The organism is Pseudoalteromonas sp. ABV4_021, from assembly GCF_056159365.1.
This window is the reverse complement of record NZ_JBSWVB010000002.1, coordinates 350190-369637: the sequence shown is the minus strand read 5'-3', so window position 1 is coordinate 369637 and position 19448 is coordinate 350190. Positions and strand designations below refer to the sequence as shown.

Genomic DNA, 19448 nt, shown 5'->3' with positions numbered 1-19448 from the left:
CTAAATTAGGTTGCAGGCATTTAATTTCCTTTAAGGAATCTGTATCAAATATCAGGTATTCGCCAACGCTGCACTTCGCGCGGTGAACAGATATGAAAAATGCATTTTGGTAACAGCTTTATTATAAAAATTGCAGCAATTATTAAAATAAGCGCGTGATTATTTAATTGTAAAACGGCTGCTACGCAAAGCACTGAGAGCAAAAACCATGGCATAAATCCCATAATCCGTGATTTCTTATTAACGCTGTGAATAAGGTGCGCGGGTAGGTGTTGTGCGATTTGAGTTAATGCGTGATGTTTTAACCCGTAATTCATAAAGCTAAGTTTATAGGCTCGATTCGCGGTTGATACCAATAATTTTGGTGAGGCATATTCACTTTCAATTGCGCTAATATCTGCGATATCAATTGCGTAGATATTAGGGCGTTTAAGCTTTGCAATTAAATCGTCTAAACATGCTTCTTGTTGATAGAACTGAGCCAGCATTTTAGTTTGATGTTTTTCAAAGCGGATAACGATGATTTGCGTATCGGTTAACCAAATCAGTACATTGTCGTTAGTATTTAACCAAGAGTGTTTAGTATAAAACCCTTTAAGCAAGATGTTTGCGCGAGTTCGAACAAATATAAGCATTAGCAGCGCGTGGATAATTAAAAATACCGGCACAGTAATGATGGCGGTTTTAGATAAATAATAAACAAGATGTGATTGCGCTAGTTGATTATCGATATTGGTTTTTAAGTTGTGCTGTTCGCCATTTTTTGCGATGTATACTGGAACTGACTTACCTTCTCTCAAACTTGCATACACATTCTGATCTACATAGGCATTTTTTTTAAACAGTGCGTTATTGATTTTTACACTGTAAGTAATCGCGAAAGCGGTATGAAGTCTTGCCCGCTGCAATAGCGTATTTAGCTTACTTGGTTTGTTATCAATATTTACGATTGTTCCCTGTGCTAAGTAGCCATTTTTTACCCAAGCAAGGGATTTTTTATGCCATTCTGCAAGGATTAAACTTATTAAAATGGTCGAGATGATAAAAGCGGCGCACGATGCCAAATGCACCATACGTTTTCGGTTATAAAAGTCTGCGCGTCTCATTGCATATTCCATGTTTTTCAACTGCTTGCTAATGAATTAATTGTAAGGTTTTGGTGTATTTAAACGGCGACTCCTTTGCCGAAATACACGTTAACAGAAATGTTAAACCAATTAACATATCCTGACAAGGCACTTTAATCGTTGCTGTTCATGACAAACGTTACTCGCTTTAGGCTCGATTTACTGGCTCTAAAATATATGACCTTGGCATAAGAACGTATTAATGTGTTTAAAGGGTATAAGCCAAAAATAATCGGGTTGCGTTCATAGGTGAGTCTATTGGTTCAAAAACTGTTTTTGCTTCAAATTAGGTCTTTAAACACTTATTTAATATCATATTTAAAAAAAATTTATTGTTATGATTTATTCTAATTTTGCTATTGGCACCGGTGTCACTAGCATAAAAATGCAGTTTTAACGCATTTAAGGTTAATTTTTACTTTTTTTCGGGTATTTGTCCTTGATTTTGTCGTTTTTGCTCGCTTTACCTGGTTTGTTCATCTATGTAAAATCATGCTCGCTTTAAACGAAACCTTAATCCCTGCTACCCGTTCAAACTTATCGCAGATGTAATAGGCGTTCACATTTAGCAACTTGATGTTATCTCAACTAGGATTAGATAACACACTCTCACAACCTTTTGCTTATGGAGAATTTCCGTGCAATATATACTTTGGTATCAAGAACTTGGTATGAACGACGTACCACGTGTTGGTGGTAAAAACGCTTCCCTCGGTGAAATGATTTCTAACCTAGCAAACGCAGGCGTAACTGTGCCTGGTGGTTTTGCTACAACATCTGATGCTTTTAATGAGTTTTTAGAGCAATCAGGCCTCAACGATAAAATCCACAATGTACTTGATACGCTTGATGTTGATGACGTAAACGAATTAGCACGCGTTGGTGGCGAAATTCGTCAATGGATTATCGATACCCCTTTCCAAAGTAATTTAGATTCTGCAATTCGTGAAGCGTATGCAACGCTTCATGGTGATGAAAATCAAGATGTTTCGTTTGCCGTTCGCTCATCAGCAACTGCTGAGGATATGCCAGATGCGTCTTTCGCAGGGCAACAAGAGACATTCTTAAATGTGCGCGGTATTGACGCAGTAATGGTGGCAATTAAGCACGTATTCGCGTCGTTATTTAATGACCGCGCAATTTCGTACCGTGTTCACCAAGGTTACGATCATCGTGGTGTTGCACTTTCAGCGGGTATTCAGCGCATGGTTCGTTCTGATAAAGCCTCGTCAGGTGTAATGTTTAGTATTGATACCGAATCTGGTTTTGAAGATGTAGTATTTGTCACATCAAGCTACGGCCTTGGTGAAATGGTAGTGCAGGGCGCTGTTAACCCAGATGAATTTTATGTACACAAGCCAACACTTGCGGCGAATCGCCCTGCGGTTGTGCGCCGTACGCTGGGTTCAAAAGCAGTTGAGATGATCTATTCAAGCGATGAATCTCACGGCAAGCAAGTAGAAGTAGTGGATATTGAACAAACCCGCTCAAATCAATTCTCGATTACTGATGAAGAAGTAATGGAACTTGCTAAACAAGCCGTGATCATTGAAAAGCATTATGGTCGCCCGATGGATATCGAATGGGCTAAGGACGGGAATGACGGCAAGCTGTATATTGTACAAGCGCGTCCTGAAACAGTACGTTCTAACGAAGACGCTAACGTAATGGAACGTTTTCAGCTAAATGGTTCGTCAAACGTGTTATGCGAAGGCCGTGCGATTGGGCATAAAATTGGTAAAGGTGTAGTACGCGTACTTAACTCAATTGATGAAATGGATAAAGTACAGCAAGGTGATGTGCTAGTAACCGACATGACCGATCCTGATTGGGAGCCAATTATGAAGCGCGCTGCAGCGATTGTTACAAATCGTGGTGGCCGTACGTGTCACGCCGCAATTATTGCACGTGAGTTAGGTATTCCTGCTGTAGTAGGTTGTGGTAACGCAACTGATACCATTGAAAATAACGCAGAAGTGACAGTTTCTTGTGCCGAAGGCGACACGGGCTACATTTACCAAGGTTTACTGGATTATGAAGTATTAACATCTCGCGTTGATGAAATGCCTGAACTGCCAATGAAAATTATGATGAATGTGGGTAACCCAGACAGAGCATTCGACTTTGCGCGTTTACCACATGCAGGCATTGGTTTAGCACGCGTTGAATTTATCATTAACCGTATGATCGGTGTGCACCCAAAAGCACTGCTTAACTATGATGCTCAGTCTGACGACGTAAAATCTGAAATTGACTTTATGATGGCAGGTTACGCAAGTCCGGTTGAATTTTATATCAGCAAACTTGTTGAAGGTATTTCGACACTAGGTGCAGCATTTGCGCCAGAGCGCGTAATTGTGCGTATGTCTGATTTCAAATCAAACGAATACGCGAATTTAGTGGGTGGTGAGCAATACGAGCCGGAAGAAGAAAATCCAATGATCGGATTCCGCGGTGCATCTCGCTATATTTCAGAAGATTTCCGCGATTGTTTTGCCCTTGAATGTGAAGCGATAAAACGTGTTCGCAATGATATGGGCTTGACCAATGTCGAAATCATGATCCCATTTGTACGTACCTTAGAAGAAGCAGCGCGCGTCATTGAGCTACTTGAAGAGCACGGTTTAAAACGTGGCGAAAATGGCTTAAAAGTAATTATGATGTGCGAATTGCCGTCTAACGCATTATTAGCTGATGAGTTCTTAGAGTATTTCGATGGTTTCTCTATCGGTTCTAATGACTTAACTCAGTTAACACTTGGCTTAGACCGCGATTCAGGACTAATTGCCCATTTATTTGATGAGCGTAATCCTGCAATTAAAAAGCTATTAGAAATGGCAATTCAAACCGCTAAAGCAAAAGGTAAATATGTGGGTATTTGTGGTCAGGGACCGTCAGATCACGAAGACTTTGCAGCCTGGCTTGTAGATCAGGGTATTGATTCTGTGTCATTAAACCCAGACACAGTGCTTGAAACTTGGCTATACCTTGGTGAGAAGCACGCTAAATAAATTGTATTAACCAGTTCCTTTAACTGATATGTCATCAGTATAAAGCTGACAAAACAAAAGGCGCTAAATGCGCCTTTTTTTCATTTCATAAAACTATTTTTTCTTTTTACCTTTGCCCTGAACTGCTTTAAAGCGTGGGTTTGATTTGCAAATAACAAACAAGCGACCGCGACGCTTTACGATTTGGCAATCAGGATGGCGTTTTTTCGCGCTTTTTAATGAACTTAAAACTTGCATTATTTGCTTCCTAATTTACCAAAACGCTTATTGAATTTCGCAATACGGCCGTCAGATTGAGCAGCGCGTTGTTTACCTGTATAAAACGGGTGCGATTCACTCGATACATCAATCGCCACATAAGGATATGTTTTTCCTTGATAATCAATTGTGCGATCGGTTTTGATGGTTGAACCAACTAAAAAATATGCATCTGCTGCTGTGTCGTGAAAAACCACTTTACCGTAATCAGGGTGGATACCAGGTTTCATAAAAGCTCCAATTAATATGTTACAACATCACGTAATATAAATTGTTATAACATAACAATCAATATCAAATGATAATTATTATCAAAAATAAATAAGTTAGTTTGCTAAGAACTTGGATTAATTCATTTACAACCTAATCTGTTAGCGTATTTTTGTTGTATAACGCTAAAAGCAATTAACACAGAGGCAGTATGGAACATATCAAAGGTGTAATTTTCGATTTAGATAGCACACTAGTAACGTGTAGCTTGTGTTTTAAAACTATGCGAAAGGAAATTGGCTGCCCGTTAGACCAAGATATTTTGCAGTTTGTTGATGCGTTAGATGAGCCTAAACAGTCTTTAGCGAATCACACAATAAAGCGTTTAGAACTTGACGATGCTCACAGTGCAAAGTGGATTGAAGGGGCAGAGCACTTCGTTCAGTATTTAATTAATAAAAACTATCCCACCGCGATTATTACGCGAAACAGTATTGAAGCAAGCTCAATCAAAATAGCCAACAATCAAATACCAATCGAAACCGTAATAACCCGTGAAGACGCGCCGGCAAAACCCAATCCTACAGCATTACTTATGCTGGCAGAAAAGTGGAATATCGCACCCGCTAACTTGTTATATATAGGGGATTATTTGCACGACATTAACATTGCGAAAAATGCTGGGGTGGAAAGTGCGCTATTTTGCGAGTTCGAAACACCAGACTATGCACATCAAGCAGATTATGTATTTGAAAGCTACGCTGAGTTACAGACGCGTTTCGCTTAAATTGCTGAGTTGTTAGGAGTGAGGGGGAGTTTAAAATGGATTACGGCACGAACTATTAAGCTGCTAGTTTAGCTAGCAGCGTAAATGTACGTTTTAAAGCCAATTTTAACGTTAACGCCTTGCTAATTTTTTATCGATAAACTGGCAAGATGATTTAAGCGCTTTTTGAAAATGACTTAAATAGCGTCTTGCCCAAGGATAGTAAAACGCTAACAACAGTAAACCAGCAATAAAAAAGATCAGTGATGGGCCTGGCACCACCATAAATAGCAAGCCAAGCGCTAGAAACATTACTGCAAATACATGGTTTATCATTTTTTTCATTTGTAGCACCCTAAACGCATAAATTTACGTATAAACACGATATTTATTCATAGTATAAAAAATTAGGTTTAGTGCGCGAATAAATGATGTTACAAACTGTAAATATGAAGCAAAACTCGCTGTATTTCTTTGATATAATGAGTGCAAACCCTGTTCCCCGTCACCGAGCAAGTAATGATTGAAGTAATAGATCAAAAAGATACTTTATCGCCTTTAGCAGAGGCGTTTTTAGCTGAGTTAAAAACGACACACTATAGTGGTGAAATCGACATCAGCTACGCAACGCGCATTGTAACCGCAACTGATAACAGCATTTATCAGGCGTTACCGCAAGGTATTTTGTTTCCAAAAACAAGCCAAGATATTCAACAGATTTTTTCCCTCGCAAATCAAAGCAAATATCAGCAAATCAAATTTACACCGCGTGGCGGCGGCACAGGTACCAATGGTCAATCGCTAACACACAGTATGGTGATTGATTTATCGCGCCACATGCGTGAGATTTTAGAGATCAACGTTGAAGAAAAGTGGGTGCGCGTACAAACCGGTGTAATTAAAGATCAGCTTAATGATTTTTTACGTCCTTATGGATTTTTCTTTGCGCCGGACTTGTCGACCAGTAACCGTGCAACCGTTGGCGGTATGATAAATACTGATGCGTCGGGTCAAGGCTCACTTGTGTATGGTAAAACATCCGATCATGTACTGGGCTTAAAAACCATGCTGGTAGACGGTACTGAACTTGATACCGCTCCGGTTGATGTTACGACCGCAAAAACTTATGCCGAAGAACAATCAACACGCGGAAAAATCTATCAACAATTACTCGATACCGGTATAAACTTACGTGACCAAATTAAAGCGAAATTTCCCCGCTTAAACCGTTTTTTAACAGGCTACGATTTAGAAAATATTCTCAACGATGAACTAACCACGTTAGATGCAAGCCGCATTATTACGGGATCAGAAGGTTCGTTAGGGGTTGTTTGCGAAGCCAAACTCAATATTACCCCGATTGCCGAATTTAAAACGCTGATCAATATAAAATACGATAGCTTTGATTCAGCGCTTCGTAATTCACCGTTTTTAGTGGACGCCAAAGCGACTTCGGTTGAAACCGTCGATAGCCGTGTACTTAATCTTGCTAGAGAAGACATAATTTGGCATTCAGTTTCAAGCCTGATTGAAGATGTGCCGGGTAAAGACATGCAAGGCCTCAACATGGTTGAGTTTAATGCGACAAATCAGGCGGATATTGATGACAAAGTAAATGGCTTATTGGCTAAACTTGATGACTTAATGGCAAATAACCAAGCAGGGATCATTGGTTATCAGGTAACGCATTCTAAGGCCGACATTCTAAAAATTTATGCGATGCGTAAAAAGGCGGTAGGCTTGCTTGGCAATGTAAAGGGTAAAGAAAAACCATTGGCGTTTGCCGAAGATACGGCAGTACCACCAGAAGCGCTTGCAGACTTTATTGCTGAATTTAGGCAATTACTTGATTCACATAACTTAAACTACGGCATGTTCGGCCATGTTGACGCTGGTGTTTTGCATGTAAGGCCTGCTCTTGATATGTGTGACCCAACACAAGAAAAATTACTACGTCATATTTCGGATGAAGTGGTAAAACTAACCGCTAAATACGGTGGTTTAATGTGGGGTGAACACGGAAAAGGTTACCGCAGTGAATATGGCCCAGAATTCTTTGGCGATACCTTGTTTACTGAACTTAGAAAGATCAAAACAGCATTCGATCCGCTTAATAGGTTAAACCCAGGTAAAATTTGTACGCCACTCAACTCAAAAGAGCAGCTTGTCAGCGTTGACGATACAAAACGTGCCCATTTCGATAAACAAATCCCGGTCACCATTAAAGACAGTTTTGATAATGCCATGGGGTGTAACGGTAACGGTCTTTGTTATAACTATGATAGCCACTCACCTATGTGCCCATCGTATAAAGTAACAAAAGACAGACGTTATTCACCAAAAGGGCGTGCCAGTTTAATGCGCGAGTGGATGCGTTTACAAAGCGAAAAGGGCATAGATCTGCTCGAAAGCGAAAAAGCGATTGCGAAAGGCGAGACTAAGTCGTGGTGGGAAAAGCGCATTTTCGCAAAACGAAAAGCCAAAGGTGCTTACGATTTCTCCCATGAAGTGAAAGAATCGATGGATGAATGCTTGGCATGTAAAGCGTGTACAACGGCATGCCCAATCAAAGTGGATGTACCGACCTTCCGTGCACGCTTTTTAAACTTATACCATGCCCGTTATAAACGCCCATTTAAAGATTACTTAGTGGCTAACATTGAATCGCAAGCGCCGCTTTTAAGTAAAATACACTTCTTAGTAAATCCTATTTTGAAATTAGGGTTTGTAGAGCGCTTTTTGAAAAACCAAATCGGTTATGTGGATTCACCATTATTGAGCGACAACGCCATTATAAAACGCGTGTCGAAGCAGTTTGCGTTTAATCTAAATCAGCTTAAAACACTGGATGAATCGCAAAAGCAGCAAACTGTTTTAATTGTACAAGACCCGTTTACTAGCTTTTATGAAGCTGAATTATTGGAAGATTTTTGCCAGTTACTGGTAAAACTTGGTAAAACGCCAGTGCTATTGCCGTTTAAACCAAATGGTAAGCCACAGCATGTAAAAGGCTTCTTAAACGAGTTTGCAAAAACAGCGAAAAACAGTGCTGCATTTTTGAACCAAATAGCACAACTGGATATTCCTATGGTGGGCTTAGATGCATCGCTTGTGATGTGTTATCGCGACGAATACAACCAAGCACTTGGCCAGCAGCGTGGCGATTTCCACGTGTTGTTGGCCCACGAGTGGTTTGAAACGCAACGCTTTGAGCAAAAAGATGCAAATTCAGATAGCAGTTTTGTTTTACTAAACCACTGTACCGAAACCACGGCAATGCCAAATGCCAGTAAGGTGTGGCAAAACCTGTTTGCAAACTTTGGTTTAACACTCAATGCTAAAGCTACCGGCTGCTGTGGTATGGCGGGCACTTATGGTCATGAAACGCAAAACCTAGACAAATCCCGTGCGCTTTATGAAATGAGCTGGCAACAAACGGTTGATAACACACCAATTGAACAGCTTGTTGCGACCGGGTTTTCCTGTCGCTCACAAGTTAAGCGTTTTAATAACGGCAACAAACCAAAACACCCAATACAACTGTTAAACAGTTTGCTTTAGCTAAACGGCTTAACGTATAGAGGCAAGTAATATGATACGCATCACATTGTTAATGTTTATGGTAACTTGCCTTTATGGCTGCGGCGGCAACAATACCGTGCAAATTAGTCCATACGCTAACATAGTTGCGTTTGGCGACAGCCTTACACAAGGAGTTGGGGTCGATAAATCAAATAGTTATCCTACAAAACTGGCGAGCGAGTTAGGCATTGAAGTGATAAATAGCGGCATTTCAGGCCAAACCAGCAGCCAAGGGCTCGCGCGTTTAAACACTGTGTTAACTACGCATATGCCGAGCCTTATTATTATTTGTTATGGCGGTAATGATGTACTGCAAAACAAAAGTAAAACCCAGCTCGAAGCAAATCTAAGGCAAATGATTATCCGCTCTAAGCAACACGGTGCGCAAGTGATGTTAGTTGCCGTACCGCAATTTGGCTTGTTACTTTCACCGATGCCAGTGTATAAAAAACTGGCTGATGAATATGATTTGGTGCTTATTGAAGATACCTTGCCCGATTTATTAGGTGATGCCAGCAAAAAATCCGACCGAGTACACCTCAACGCGCAAGGCTATGCGTTATTAGCCAGTGAAATTGCTAAACACATCGAAATTACCGATTAAAGCGTAAAAATAATAGAAACTAATTATTCCCTCTTTCGCAAGTTTGTACTATTTTCAAAGGGTTAAATACCTAATTTGAATTGCGATTTAGAGGGAAGACTATGGCGCAAGCACCTTTACAACCCAACTTTATTCAATTTCCCGGCAATGTTATTGCCGAACCACCGTGTCGCATGTTGAATGCTATTCAATATGGCTTTTTCGTTAAAGGCTGTAGCGAAAAAATTCAAACCTATATCGACACAACACTCAACGCGGTTAAATCAGATGAATTTCGCTTCAAGGCGCTAAGTGCATACACCTTGCTTACCTTTACGGATATTGAAAATATCGCATCTAAAGTACCTCCGTTTAATGAACAAGGTTGGATGCAAGAGACCGACATTATATTTTGGTTACCAGTCGCCAAAATGGTGAGCAAACGTGGCAAAGAAAAAGTTGACCATATTTATTGGTATCCAGCGTTTATCACCGTAAATAATATTTATGCATTGATAAATGGACGCGAGACCTGGGGTTATAACAAATATTTGTGTGACTATAAGATGCCAAACATTGGTGAGTTACCTCAGTTTTTTGAACTTAGCCTTGATGCCTTTCAGCCTTTTTCGCCGAATACCAAAATGGCAAAACATAAACTGCTGGAAGTAAATTTAGTTGAGCAAGGCGGCGAACACCCTGTGAGTGATTTTGTCGAACTAGTGAAAGAAGCGTTTGAAATTCTAAAGTCCGATACTGACTTTTTTGATCTTGATTTAAACGCTATCAAGCAGTTGCTTGATGGTTTTGTAAACCCGCAAATGGACCAGATCCTATTCAAGCAATTACCAAATGGTGATGGCAGTAAAGCAGTTTACCAAGGCGTTGTGCATTCTCCGTCAATTATTAAGAAGGTACACAGCGCTAAAATCTATAAGCATGAATTTGACGTGACCGTGTATCAACTAGACACGTTCCCGCTTGGTGAAATGTTTGGAATTTATCCCGGCACCCATCGTGCGCTATTACCATTTAATGTTGTAATGGATTTTGACCAAGAAAAAGCGTGTGAAATTATAGCTACAAAAGGACTGTAACATGGCAAAAGAAAAAATTGTGATACTTGGCGGTGGCGTGTCAGCGATGACCGCCGCAGTGTATTTAACAGACGATGAAAACTGGCAAGATAAGTACGATATCACTGTGTATCAGCAAGGTTGGCGCATTGGTGGTAAAGGCGCTAGTGGTCGCAATCCTTATTTGGGTCAACGTATCGAAGAGCACGGACTTCACGTATGGTTTGGCGCTTATGTAAATTCTTTTAAAACAATTCAATCAGTCTACGATAACTTAGCACGCCCCGACAACATGCCGCTAGCAACCTGGCAAGAGGCGTTTAAGCCTCATAGTTATGTTGTATTACAAGAGCTGATTGATAACGAGTGGCAAACATGGCCTGTCGATTTTCCGCTCATTCCGGGCAACCCTGCGGATGGCACATTGGATTTACACTTTTGGGAAATCGCGCGATTATTGTATTTTTGGATAAAAAAGTTTATCGGCGAATTAGAACATAAAGCGAACTCATTGAATAAGGCGCGTGATATTAAAACGCCTGAAAACGACGAAGAGCAAAACCTTTTTGCCCACTTTATTGATGAAGTAAAAGAAAAAGTCGACGATATCAAAGACGAATGGCAAGAGTTTAAAGACGATGCCGAAGATTCGCTAGAAACGTTCTCAAAACATATTCAAGTAACGCTAAGTGAGCTTAGTTACTTTTTTGATAAGCGCGCTAGCGATAAAAACCTTTCTAATACAAAACACCCATCCGCGATTCAGTGGATCATCCGACGTTTTAAGCGTTGGTTAAACGAGGAGTTTGAGGACTTACTTGAAGATAACGCAGATATTCGACGCCTTTATATTTGCGCTGATTTAGCCCTTGCCATGATGGAAGGCTTAATTGAAGACAAGGTGTTTGAACGTGGCTTTGGCGCAATTAACAATCTTGATTTTAGAGCGTGGTTAGAAAAACACGGGGCAAACACACAGTTTTCAGTAGATTCTGCGCCGGTTCGTGGCTTTTATGATCTTGTCTTTGCTTACCAAGACGGGGACTTTGCAAAACCCAATGTTGAAGCGGGCGTCGCGGCGTTGGCAATGCTGCGCTTATCGCTTTGTTATCACGGCGGAGTTATGTGGAAAATGCAAGCAGGTATGGGCGATACCATATTTAGTCCGATTTACGAGTTACTCATTAAACGCGGCGTTAAGTTTGAATATTTCCACCAAGTTACGCAACTTGTGCCAACGCAAAGCAATGCAGGTGAAAACAGTGTCGATGAGATTAAACTCATTAAGCAGGTTGCACTAAAAACAGGGCAATACCATCCGCTTGTTGATGTAAAAGGGTTACCATGCTGGCCGTCATTTCCACTTTATGAACAAATTGATGATGAGCAAGCAGCGCTAATAAAACAGCACAATATTAATTTGGAGAGTTTTTACAGTGATTGGCCAAGCGTTTATAAGCAGCACTTTGGCGAAGCCCTGCCAGAAGTGACGCTAAAACAGGGCGTTGATTTTGATAAAGTCATTTATGGTATATCGGTCGCAAGTTTGCCTCATTTATGCGAAAAGTTACTAGCAAAAGACCAAGGGCTAAGTTTAACTTCACAAAAAGTAAAAGCCGTTGCAACACAAGCGTTTCAATTATGGTTAGACAAACCGCTTGATGAAACAGGTTGGGCGTATACGCCTGCAAGTGGTGAGCAACCAATTTTAAGTGGCTTTAGCGAACCTTTTGATACTTGGGCGTCAATGGATCAGCTGATTAATAAAGAAGATTGGCAAGGTGATGTCGAGCCGAAAAATGTCGCCTATTTTTGCAGTGCATTTACGCAAGACAGTTTTCCACCAAGTACCCAGAGTGATTTTCAAGCTGTGTGTAATGCACGCGTAAAAGCCAATAGCGTTTTTAAACTTACGCAGCAAATGTATCCACTGTGGCCGGATATTGCCAAACAAGGCGAATTTGATTGGCAAGCACTTATGGATACAACAAATGCAGTAGGAGAGGCGCGTTTTGATAGCCAGTATTGGCGCGCAAATGTCGATCCCAGTGAGCGATATGTAATGTCGGTGGTTGATTCTAGCCAATACCGTTTAGCAACGGATGGGACGCAATTTGCTAATCTGCTGATTACCGGAGATTGGATCAAAACCGGTGTTAATGCAGGTTGTGTAGAAGCCGCAATCATGGCGGGCATGGCAACATCTCGCGCTATTTGTGGTTACCCGAATCATATTAGTGGTGAATTTGGTTTTGAGCCTGACGAGCAATAATGATTCTGTTTTAACGTGATCTTTCAGATTTGATTAATAGGATTCAATCAAATCTGAAAGTCACTTAAGTGCCATTTTGAGACGTTCGGTTACTAGTCCATTAATACTCTTGGATAGTGAAAGCAGACGTTCAGTAACGCCCAATTAAGGTGTAAAGCACGCAACCACAGCACTCAATTTGACCACCGTAAACACTAAGCTTAACTCAAACCAAAAATGCCAAGCGTGCTGAATCACTCTTAAATTGTTTGTTATGCTTACAATTTAAAGCGCCTAATAAATTCTAAAGCTCCCCCAACTGCAAGCGTTGTAGCTAAATCTTTGGTGCAGAAATAGACGATTAGATCTATTGTAAGGTTTAGACCTACCCAAATCGTGTTGTATGCTAATTTTAGTTCCGTTAACAGATGCAACGAAGCGTGGTTTAATTTATATAATGTCGCTTTGTCGTCATACTCTAAAGATTTAGAGTCGACCCTTTTTATTAGCTTGTATTGATGAAGGTACTTTATTCGAAGTAGTCGTAATATCGAATCCTTTAACTTAGCATTCAGATATGTCGAAGGGATGTAGTCAATCAGTGGTTTTTTCCAACCATTCGACTCGCTACCTATAGTCAGTTCTTCAGTCTCGTGATTATATGATGCGGTATTGGAAATCATCTCAAGCAACTGCTCACCTAAGTAGATTTCTAACAATGTAATTTTCAACCACACACAAAAGCTAATCTTGTGATTTTTAGATAACATTATCTTAAATACGCTATCTCTCATTCAACCTCCTTGTAAGCATAACGCTTGCCTAACAGGCGCAAAATAGCAGGCTAAAATTAGCGACGAAGGAGCGCAAGCCTGCTGTTTTGCGTTTAGGCACTTGTTATGTTTTTGGTAGCAACTTGTTGAATAACTTCGCGTAATACCAATAAGTGCAAACAAAAACTATGGTTAAAATGCTTAATGAAACTATTGATGATGGTTTGTCTACAGTATAAAGAAATGCCTCTAGATTACTTAACATCAAGCCTAAGCCAATCCCCAATAGCAAAGTCACTATAGGAAATAAAAAGGCAAAAATTTTAAAATCTAATTTTTCTTCCGAAAGCTTCATTCTTTTTAATGCTTTTTCCATGTTGAAAACTCCTTAATAAAAAACATAACAATTTAATATCGACCCATTGGGTCGTTTTTCTACCGAGCCTCGGGTCATTTTTATCATTGTACCAGTTCTACCACATTAACTAACTTGTTGCTACAGATAAGCTTTTAATCATTTTAGAAATAATCAAAAGGATAAAAACGACCAAATGGGTCGTTTTCCTGAATATAGGAGAAAATCATAACAACTGGACATAAAATCAGTGCTGAAAAATATTTTTTTTAATAACCGTTGATCGCTCATAGTAGACCTAATCAACTGTACGATTTGAGCGGACCAAAAATTTAAAAATGTCAGTTTAGATAGGTGCTACTACAAATAATATGTTTACAAAGGCTGGTTTATAACCAGCCTTTTTGCTGTGCAATACGCGCTGCATCCACACGATTTACCGCGTTTAATTTGCTGATAGCTTCTGACAGGTAATTGCGCACTGTGCCTTCTGATAAAAATAACTTAGCGGCAATGTCGTGGGTTTTAAGGCCATCACCCGCTAATTTAAGTGCTTTACGCTCTTTATCGTTAAGTGGATCGGTATCTGATAGTGCGAGTAGGGCAAGTTCAGGGTCAATCACCTTTTTACCTTGTTGCACCGATTTAATCGCATTAATGAGTTGCTCTGACGGGGCTTCTTTTAAGATAAAGGCATACACACCTGCGTTCATCGCGCGCTTTATGTAACCTGCTTTTGAGAAGGTAGTCATAATCATGGTTTTTAAACTAGCGTTATTCTTTTGCAAAGATTCCGCTAATTCAATTCCGGTCATATTTGGCATTTCAATATCTGAAAGCACAATATCGACTGTGTTTTCATGTAAAAACGTGAGTGCTGCTTTGCCGTCTTGTGCTTGGCCAACAACATTAATAAAGGGGTCTAAACCAACTAGCGCGCTAATTGCTTCTCTAACCATTTGCTGATCTTCAACCACAAGTACATTTATCATGATAATTCCGTTTTAAAAGTCATGGCTAAACAGAAGCCATTTTTGTTGCTGACAAGGAGTTCACCACCCAGTGCTTCAATGCGCTGCTTTATACCGCTAAGGCCATTGCCGTTTGTAAATGTGTGCACTTTGCCATTATCTGTTACTGAAATTTTGTTTTCGCTAATATCAATCGTTACTTTGTTACCTTTGCTATGACGTAAAATATTGGTCGTTGCTTCAGTTAGCACAAGTGATACGGTATTTTGTAAAGCTGGAGAGGCGTTTTGTAAGTTATTTTTGATGTTTACCTGAAAGCCGTTTTGCATTAGTTCGCCTTTTAGGTGGTTTAACTGTTCGTCTAATTTAAACTGCTTCATATTGGTAACCGCTTGACGAATATCACTTAATAATGCACGACTAAGGGTTGCCACTTGATGTATTTCGTTTTGAGCCAAGCGTACTTGCTCGTTCGAGATAAGTTTTTCAGCAAGCTCTGCTTTTAGGGCGATTGACGATAAGCTGTGGCCTGCTAAATCATGCAAATCTCGGGCGATGCGCTCACGCTCTGCCACCATAGCTAATTGTTCTATTTGTTGTTGGCTTTGTTCTTCACTTAATCTATGTTGGCGTTCGCGGCGCTCAGCACGACCCATAAAATATAAGCCAATACTGGTGATAAGGGCTGGCACTATGTAGTACAAATCCATTAGATTAAACAAATAGGACGATAACGCAATGCCAAGTAATACGCCTATTAACCCTTGTAACCCTTTATGTTGCCTAAAGTTAAAGCCACAAAAATAGCAGGCAAAGCCAAACAGTGCTTGTGTGCCGGGGGTAATATAAGCCCCAAAAGTTGCAAGGGCTACGATTGTTAATACGGGTGCGAGTGCTTTTTCACCTTTCGCGTTTACCGCTTTTACGTAACAGACAATAAATACGCAATACAACATAAACATAGCGATAAGTTTAAATAGCGTAAACCGTTCAAAACTAAAAATAAGGGGTAAAAAATAAAAGCTAGAAAAGGCAAGTGGCCCCCACACCCAATATGACTTTCCTTCTACTGCGAGGCTCTGTTTAAAATTATCCATTTTGACCTACGTTTAATGCCGTTGAGTGTGTTTGCTTAAGTTGATTTTGCCAGCGTGAATACAATTGGTAAATACTAAATAAATAGATGAGTACAATAGCAAAAGGCAGTACTACAAATCTATCTTCCGGAAATAAATACCACAAAATAACAAGGGATACTGTGCGTGTAACTGTATGAATAATACCGAGTGGGTGCTGTAACGTCCAAGAAAGTGGAAGCCACATTAACCCAGATATAATACCAACACTTAACGGTACGGTGGTGTGATCAAGTTGAGTCATTGGGATCACTAAACCATAACCCATCACAGACATAACAACTGTACTTAAAAACAAATTATCAAATGGGTTGCGCTCGGATTTTTTAACAAACAAGGTTTCATTCGTTAACTTGGCGACACCTAACGCGATGTAAAAAATCATTCCGGTACCAATAAAGGTGATAAGCCCCATGTATTGGCTGTTGATAAAGGTACCTAAAATACCCAATACGGCCCATGTGAAACAGCCCGCGATTGGCATAGCGAGTAGTTTTTTCTGTTTATATTCTTCACGGTACTGATCTAATGTTTTCATGATATGTCCTAAGTAGAGAGTGGGCAGCATGCTGCCCATTAGCTGTGTTTTGGGCGGTTAACCTTGATTATTGCTAATAAGCATTTGTGGCCAGGTGTAGTTTGGTGCAATCTCCAATGATGCCTGCCAATCATTAAGCGCACTTTGTACATCGTTAAGTGCTAAGTGAGTAAGCCCACGCCAAACCAATGCTTCAGCCTGACCCCACTGATAACCGAAATTATCGTCGTTTTGATAGTGGTTAATTGACTTATTGAGTGCCTTAAGAGCTTGTTGTTTGCTACCACCAAAAATATTTGGTGTGTTGTAAGCTATAATGCCCTTAATTAAATGCACACGGGGGTTTGTTTCATCGCTTTGACTCGCGCTTTCAAGCGCGTTAGACGATTTAATGCCGTAGTACATACCTGTAATAGGTTTTATCGAAATGCGGTAGCCGTAAACTTGGGCAAGTAATGCATTAACCTCTGTTTCATCTTCGCTAAGTTTTTCATCTGTTAAAATCATTTGCGCGCTATCGAGTAAGCTTATCGCTTTGTCACTCTCGCCCATAATGTTATGTGCGATAGCTAAGCGATAGTTAACGAGCGCCGCGTCATAGCCTTTGGCAGTGCTTGCTATTTGCGTAAGTTGAGCCACATTATTTTGCTGTGACGCCAATTCAATCTCATCAATAGTCGTTTGATCAGCACTTGCATAGTTAGCTGTAAACGTTGCAGTAGCAATAAGTAATGCGTAGATGTTTTTCGTAATTAGGTACATAGTAATTTCCTTTATATGATTAATGACTGACCGTTATTTCTAGTCAGTTATAGTTTCATTAAAAAGGAGCTTGATGGTTAGAGACGATTGTCAGCAATTGCATATGACAAATGTCATCTTGTGGCGTTAGAAACAATCAGCAAAGAGATGTTTGCGTTGATAATTCTTTTTAATTGATAATCATTTGCATTTGGTGTGCATCTATATTAATCTCGCTATTAATTGATAATAACAATCATTTACAAATGAATGCGAGCGACACTCATAGCCACTATTCAGTGCTTTTAACTAAACTAAGCAAATGTTCATCTGCATGTGCATATCAAACAGTGGATGAATTGGTTTCGACCGGTTTAGTACTTGCAAATTTCTATGGTGAGCGCCAACAATCTTTGCTACAAGAGCTCTTTTTAAGGCGTTTATTCTTTGATTTACTGGGTAAAGTATGCGACCCACTTGTTGGTAGTGTGGTGCAACGCATCTGTCTCGATTTTACATATCAACCGTTGTTTGCACTCAAACGGTTTTATCGTACATATCATGGTAAGTTAGAGGCATATTATAAGTTGGAACGAGAGTTACGCATTTTAAGTAATGAATTTTTAGCGTGTAAAAGGTGAACTATGACACAGTACCGAATTGAAAAAGACAGCATGGGCGAATTAAAGGTACCAGCCAATGCCTTGTATCAAGCTCAAACGCAACGTGCAGTCGATAATTTTGCAATTAGTGACTTAACCATGCCTGTATGGTTTATTCAGGCATTAGCATACGTAAAGTCTGCGGCAGCTAAAACAAACCAAGAACTCGGTCACTTACAGCCACATATCAGTGAAGCCATTGTTGATGCATGTGAAAAAGTACTGACAGGGGAATATGACAACCAATTCCCAGTCGATGTATTTCAAACAGGCTCGGGTACCAGTTCAAATATGAATATGAACGAGGTACTTGCCACATTTGCTTCGAATTCCCTTGATGAAAACGTAAGCCCTAACGACCACGTGAATATGGGACAAAGTTCTAACGACGTTATTCCAACCAGTATTCAGGTGAGTTGTTGTATTGGTGTGTACTACCATTTACTGCCAGCGGCAAACCACTTAATTAATGCGTTAACTCAAAAATCGAAAGAAGTAGGGCATATTTGTAAAACAGGCCGTACTCATTTAATGGACGCGATGCCAATCACGTTTGCACAAACCCTTGATAGCTGGAAAAGCCAAATTGAAAATGCTATTGCGGGTATTAACACATCGCTTGAACAGGTGAAGCCGCTTGCACAAGGTGGTACGGCGGTTGGTACGGGTATAAATGCGGACCCACAATTTGCCGATAAATTTGCGAGTAACCTGAGTGCAACAGTTGGTATTAGCTTTAAACCAAGTGAAAACTTTTTCTATAATATTGGTTCGCAAGATGCCATTGTTGCTTTGTCAGGTCAGTTAAAAACACTGGCAGTTGCCATTGTCAAAATTGCAAACGATTTACGTTGGATGAACTCAGGCCCACTATCAGGTTTGGGTGAAATTGAGTTACAAGCACTACAACCGGGTTCGTCTATTATGCCGGGTAAAGTAAACCCAGTTATTCCTGAGGCAGCTGCAATGGTGGGCGCACAGGTCATTGGTAACGACGCGACAATTACGGTTGCGGGTCAGTCAGGCAATTTTGAGCTCAATGTGATGTTGCCTGTGATTGCCCATAACGTATTAGAAAGTATTAATCTTCTGACCAACACGTGTTACCACCTTGCGGATAAAGCAATTACGACTTTTGTGGTTAAACAAGAAAACATTAATAAATCACTCAACAAGAACCCGATTTTAGTCACAGCACTAAATCCGGTAATTGGTTATTTAAAGGCGGCAGACATTGCGAAAAAAGCCTACAAAGAAAATCGCCCAATCATTGATGTTGCGCTAGAGGAAACAGAACTCACACAACAAGAGCTTGAAAATTTACTCAACCCTGAAAAGTTAACACAAGGCGGTATCGCGTAAACGATAAACGCCCGAGTTCATTTTTAAATAGCAAAAGCCCGTAAAA

General features: G+C 40.2%; 18 protein-coding genes. 8 read left to right on the top strand and 10 right to left on the bottom strand.

Going from position 1 to position 19448, the window contains the following annotated elements:
• Positions 1-44: 44 nt before the first annotated feature.
• The gene (locus ACXAFE_RS16015; RefSeq protein WP_475154647.1) at positions 45-1106 is read right to left on the bottom strand and encodes a hypothetical protein; all 1062 of its coding nucleotides are present in this window, start codon (positions 1104-1106) and stop codon (positions 45-47) included.
• Positions 1107-1765: 659 nt separating this feature from the next.
• Between ACXAFE_RS16015 and ppsA the strand changes: the two genes are divergently transcribed.
• On the top strand, positions 1766-4138 hold the full coding sequence (gene ppsA, locus ACXAFE_RS16010; protein WP_475154644.1) for a phosphoenolpyruvate synthase: 2373 nt from the start codon (positions 1766-1768) through the stop codon (positions 4136-4138).
• 93 nt (positions 4139-4231) lie between these two features.
• On the opposite strand, the gene ykgO is transcribed toward ppsA, so the two are convergent.
• Together ykgO and ACXAFE_RS16000 are read right to left on the bottom strand one after the other, a co-directional pair.
• A complete protein-coding gene (gene ykgO, locus ACXAFE_RS16005; protein WP_010559268.1) occupies positions 4232-4375 on the bottom strand; it encodes a type B 50S ribosomal protein L36 in 144 nt (47 codons plus the stop codon).
• Positions 4375-4626, bottom strand: a complete 252-nt coding sequence (locus ACXAFE_RS16000; protein ID WP_010559267.1) for a type B 50S ribosomal protein L31 — start codon at positions 4624-4626, stop codon at positions 4375-4377. Before ACXAFE_RS16000 ends, ykgO begins: the two co-directional genes overlap by 1 nt.
• Positions 4627-4817: 191 nt before the next feature.
• Between ACXAFE_RS16000 and ACXAFE_RS15995 the strand changes: the two genes are divergently transcribed.
• Entirely contained in the window at positions 4818-5393 is a 576-nt protein-coding gene (locus ACXAFE_RS15995; RefSeq protein ID WP_475154637.1) for an HAD family hydrolase, read from the top strand.
• Between the two features lie 111 nt (positions 5394-5504).
• On the opposite strand, the gene ACXAFE_RS15990 is transcribed toward ACXAFE_RS15995, so the two are convergent.
• Positions 5505-5717 carry a PGPGW domain-containing protein gene (locus tag ACXAFE_RS15990; protein ID WP_010559264.1) on the bottom strand — a complete coding sequence of 71 codons (213 nt, stop codon included), beginning with the start codon at positions 5715-5717 and terminating at the stop codon, positions 5505-5507.
• A 174-nt stretch (positions 5718-5891) separates the two neighbouring features.
• Between ACXAFE_RS15990 and ydiJ the strand changes: the two genes are divergently transcribed.
• From ydiJ to ACXAFE_RS15970, 4 genes are all read left to right on the top strand, one after another.
• Positions 5892-8933: a D-2-hydroxyglutarate dehydrogenase YdiJ gene (gene ydiJ / locus ACXAFE_RS15985; protein ID WP_475154632.1), complete on the top strand. Its 3042-nt coding sequence runs from the start codon at positions 5892-5894 to the stop codon at positions 8931-8933.
• A gap of 31 nt (positions 8934-8964) precedes the next feature.
• Positions 8965-9558 (top strand): arylesterase, encoded by a 594-nt coding sequence (locus ACXAFE_RS15980; RefSeq protein WP_475154626.1) that lies wholly within the window; start codon positions 8965-8967, stop codon positions 9556-9558.
• 101 nt (positions 9559-9659) lie between these two features.
• Complete coding sequence (locus ACXAFE_RS15975) at positions 9660-10634, top strand: acetoacetate decarboxylase (RefSeq protein WP_475154622.1); 975 nt, start codon at positions 9660-9662, stop codon at positions 10632-10634.
• Between the two features lies 1 nt (position 10635).
• Positions 10636-12885: an NAD(P)-binding protein gene (locus ACXAFE_RS15970; RefSeq protein ID WP_475154617.1), complete on the top strand. Its 2250-nt coding sequence runs from the start codon at positions 10636-10638 to the stop codon at positions 12883-12885.
• A 257-nt stretch (positions 12886-13142) separates the two neighbouring features.
• Here ACXAFE_RS15970 and ACXAFE_RS15965 read toward each other — a convergent pair whose 3' ends face one another.
• The 6 genes from ACXAFE_RS15965 to ACXAFE_RS15940 all read right to left on the bottom strand — a co-directional run bounded on the left by ACXAFE_RS15965 (position 13143) and on the right by ACXAFE_RS15940 (position 17399).
• Positions 13143-13658, bottom strand: a complete 516-nt coding sequence (locus ACXAFE_RS15965; protein ID WP_475154615.1) for a hypothetical protein — start codon at positions 13656-13658, stop codon at positions 13143-13145.
• A gap of 103 nt (positions 13659-13761) precedes the next feature.
• Complete coding sequence (locus ACXAFE_RS15960) at positions 13762-14013, bottom strand: hypothetical protein (RefSeq protein ID WP_071186289.1); 252 nt, start codon at positions 14011-14013, stop codon at positions 13762-13764.
• A gap of 368 nt (positions 14014-14381) precedes the next feature.
• Positions 14382-14984 (bottom strand): response regulator transcription factor, encoded by a 603-nt coding sequence (locus ACXAFE_RS15955; protein WP_475154612.1) that lies wholly within the window; start codon positions 14982-14984, stop codon positions 14382-14384.
• Positions 14981-16060, bottom strand: a complete 1080-nt coding sequence (locus ACXAFE_RS15950; RefSeq protein ID WP_475154610.1) for a sensor histidine kinase — start codon at positions 16058-16060, stop codon at positions 14981-14983. The genes ACXAFE_RS15955 and ACXAFE_RS15950 overlap by 4 nt, the downstream gene beginning before the upstream one ends.
• Positions 16053-16637, bottom strand: a complete 585-nt coding sequence (locus ACXAFE_RS15945; RefSeq protein WP_475154605.1) for a DUF7010 family protein — start codon at positions 16635-16637, stop codon at positions 16053-16055. Before ACXAFE_RS15945 ends, ACXAFE_RS15950 begins: the two co-directional genes overlap by 8 nt.
• A 57-nt stretch (positions 16638-16694) precedes the next feature.
• The gene (locus ACXAFE_RS15940; protein WP_475154603.1) at positions 16695-17399 is read right to left on the bottom strand and encodes a tetratricopeptide repeat protein; all 705 of its coding nucleotides are present in this window, start codon (positions 17397-17399) and stop codon (positions 16695-16697) included.
• A 245-nt stretch (positions 17400-17644) separates the two neighbouring features.
• On the opposite strand from ACXAFE_RS15940, the gene ACXAFE_RS15935 reads away from it, so the two are divergent.
• Positions 17645-18019 (top strand): hypothetical protein, encoded by a 375-nt coding sequence (locus ACXAFE_RS15935; protein WP_105172951.1) that lies wholly within the window; start codon positions 17645-17647, stop codon positions 18017-18019.
• A 3-nt stretch (positions 18020-18022) separates the two neighbouring features.
• Positions 18023-19402: a class II fumarate hydratase gene (locus ACXAFE_RS15930; RefSeq protein WP_475154600.1), complete on the top strand. Its 1380-nt coding sequence runs from the start codon at positions 18023-18025 to the stop codon at positions 19400-19402.
• Positions 19403-19448: the final 46 nt, after the last annotated feature.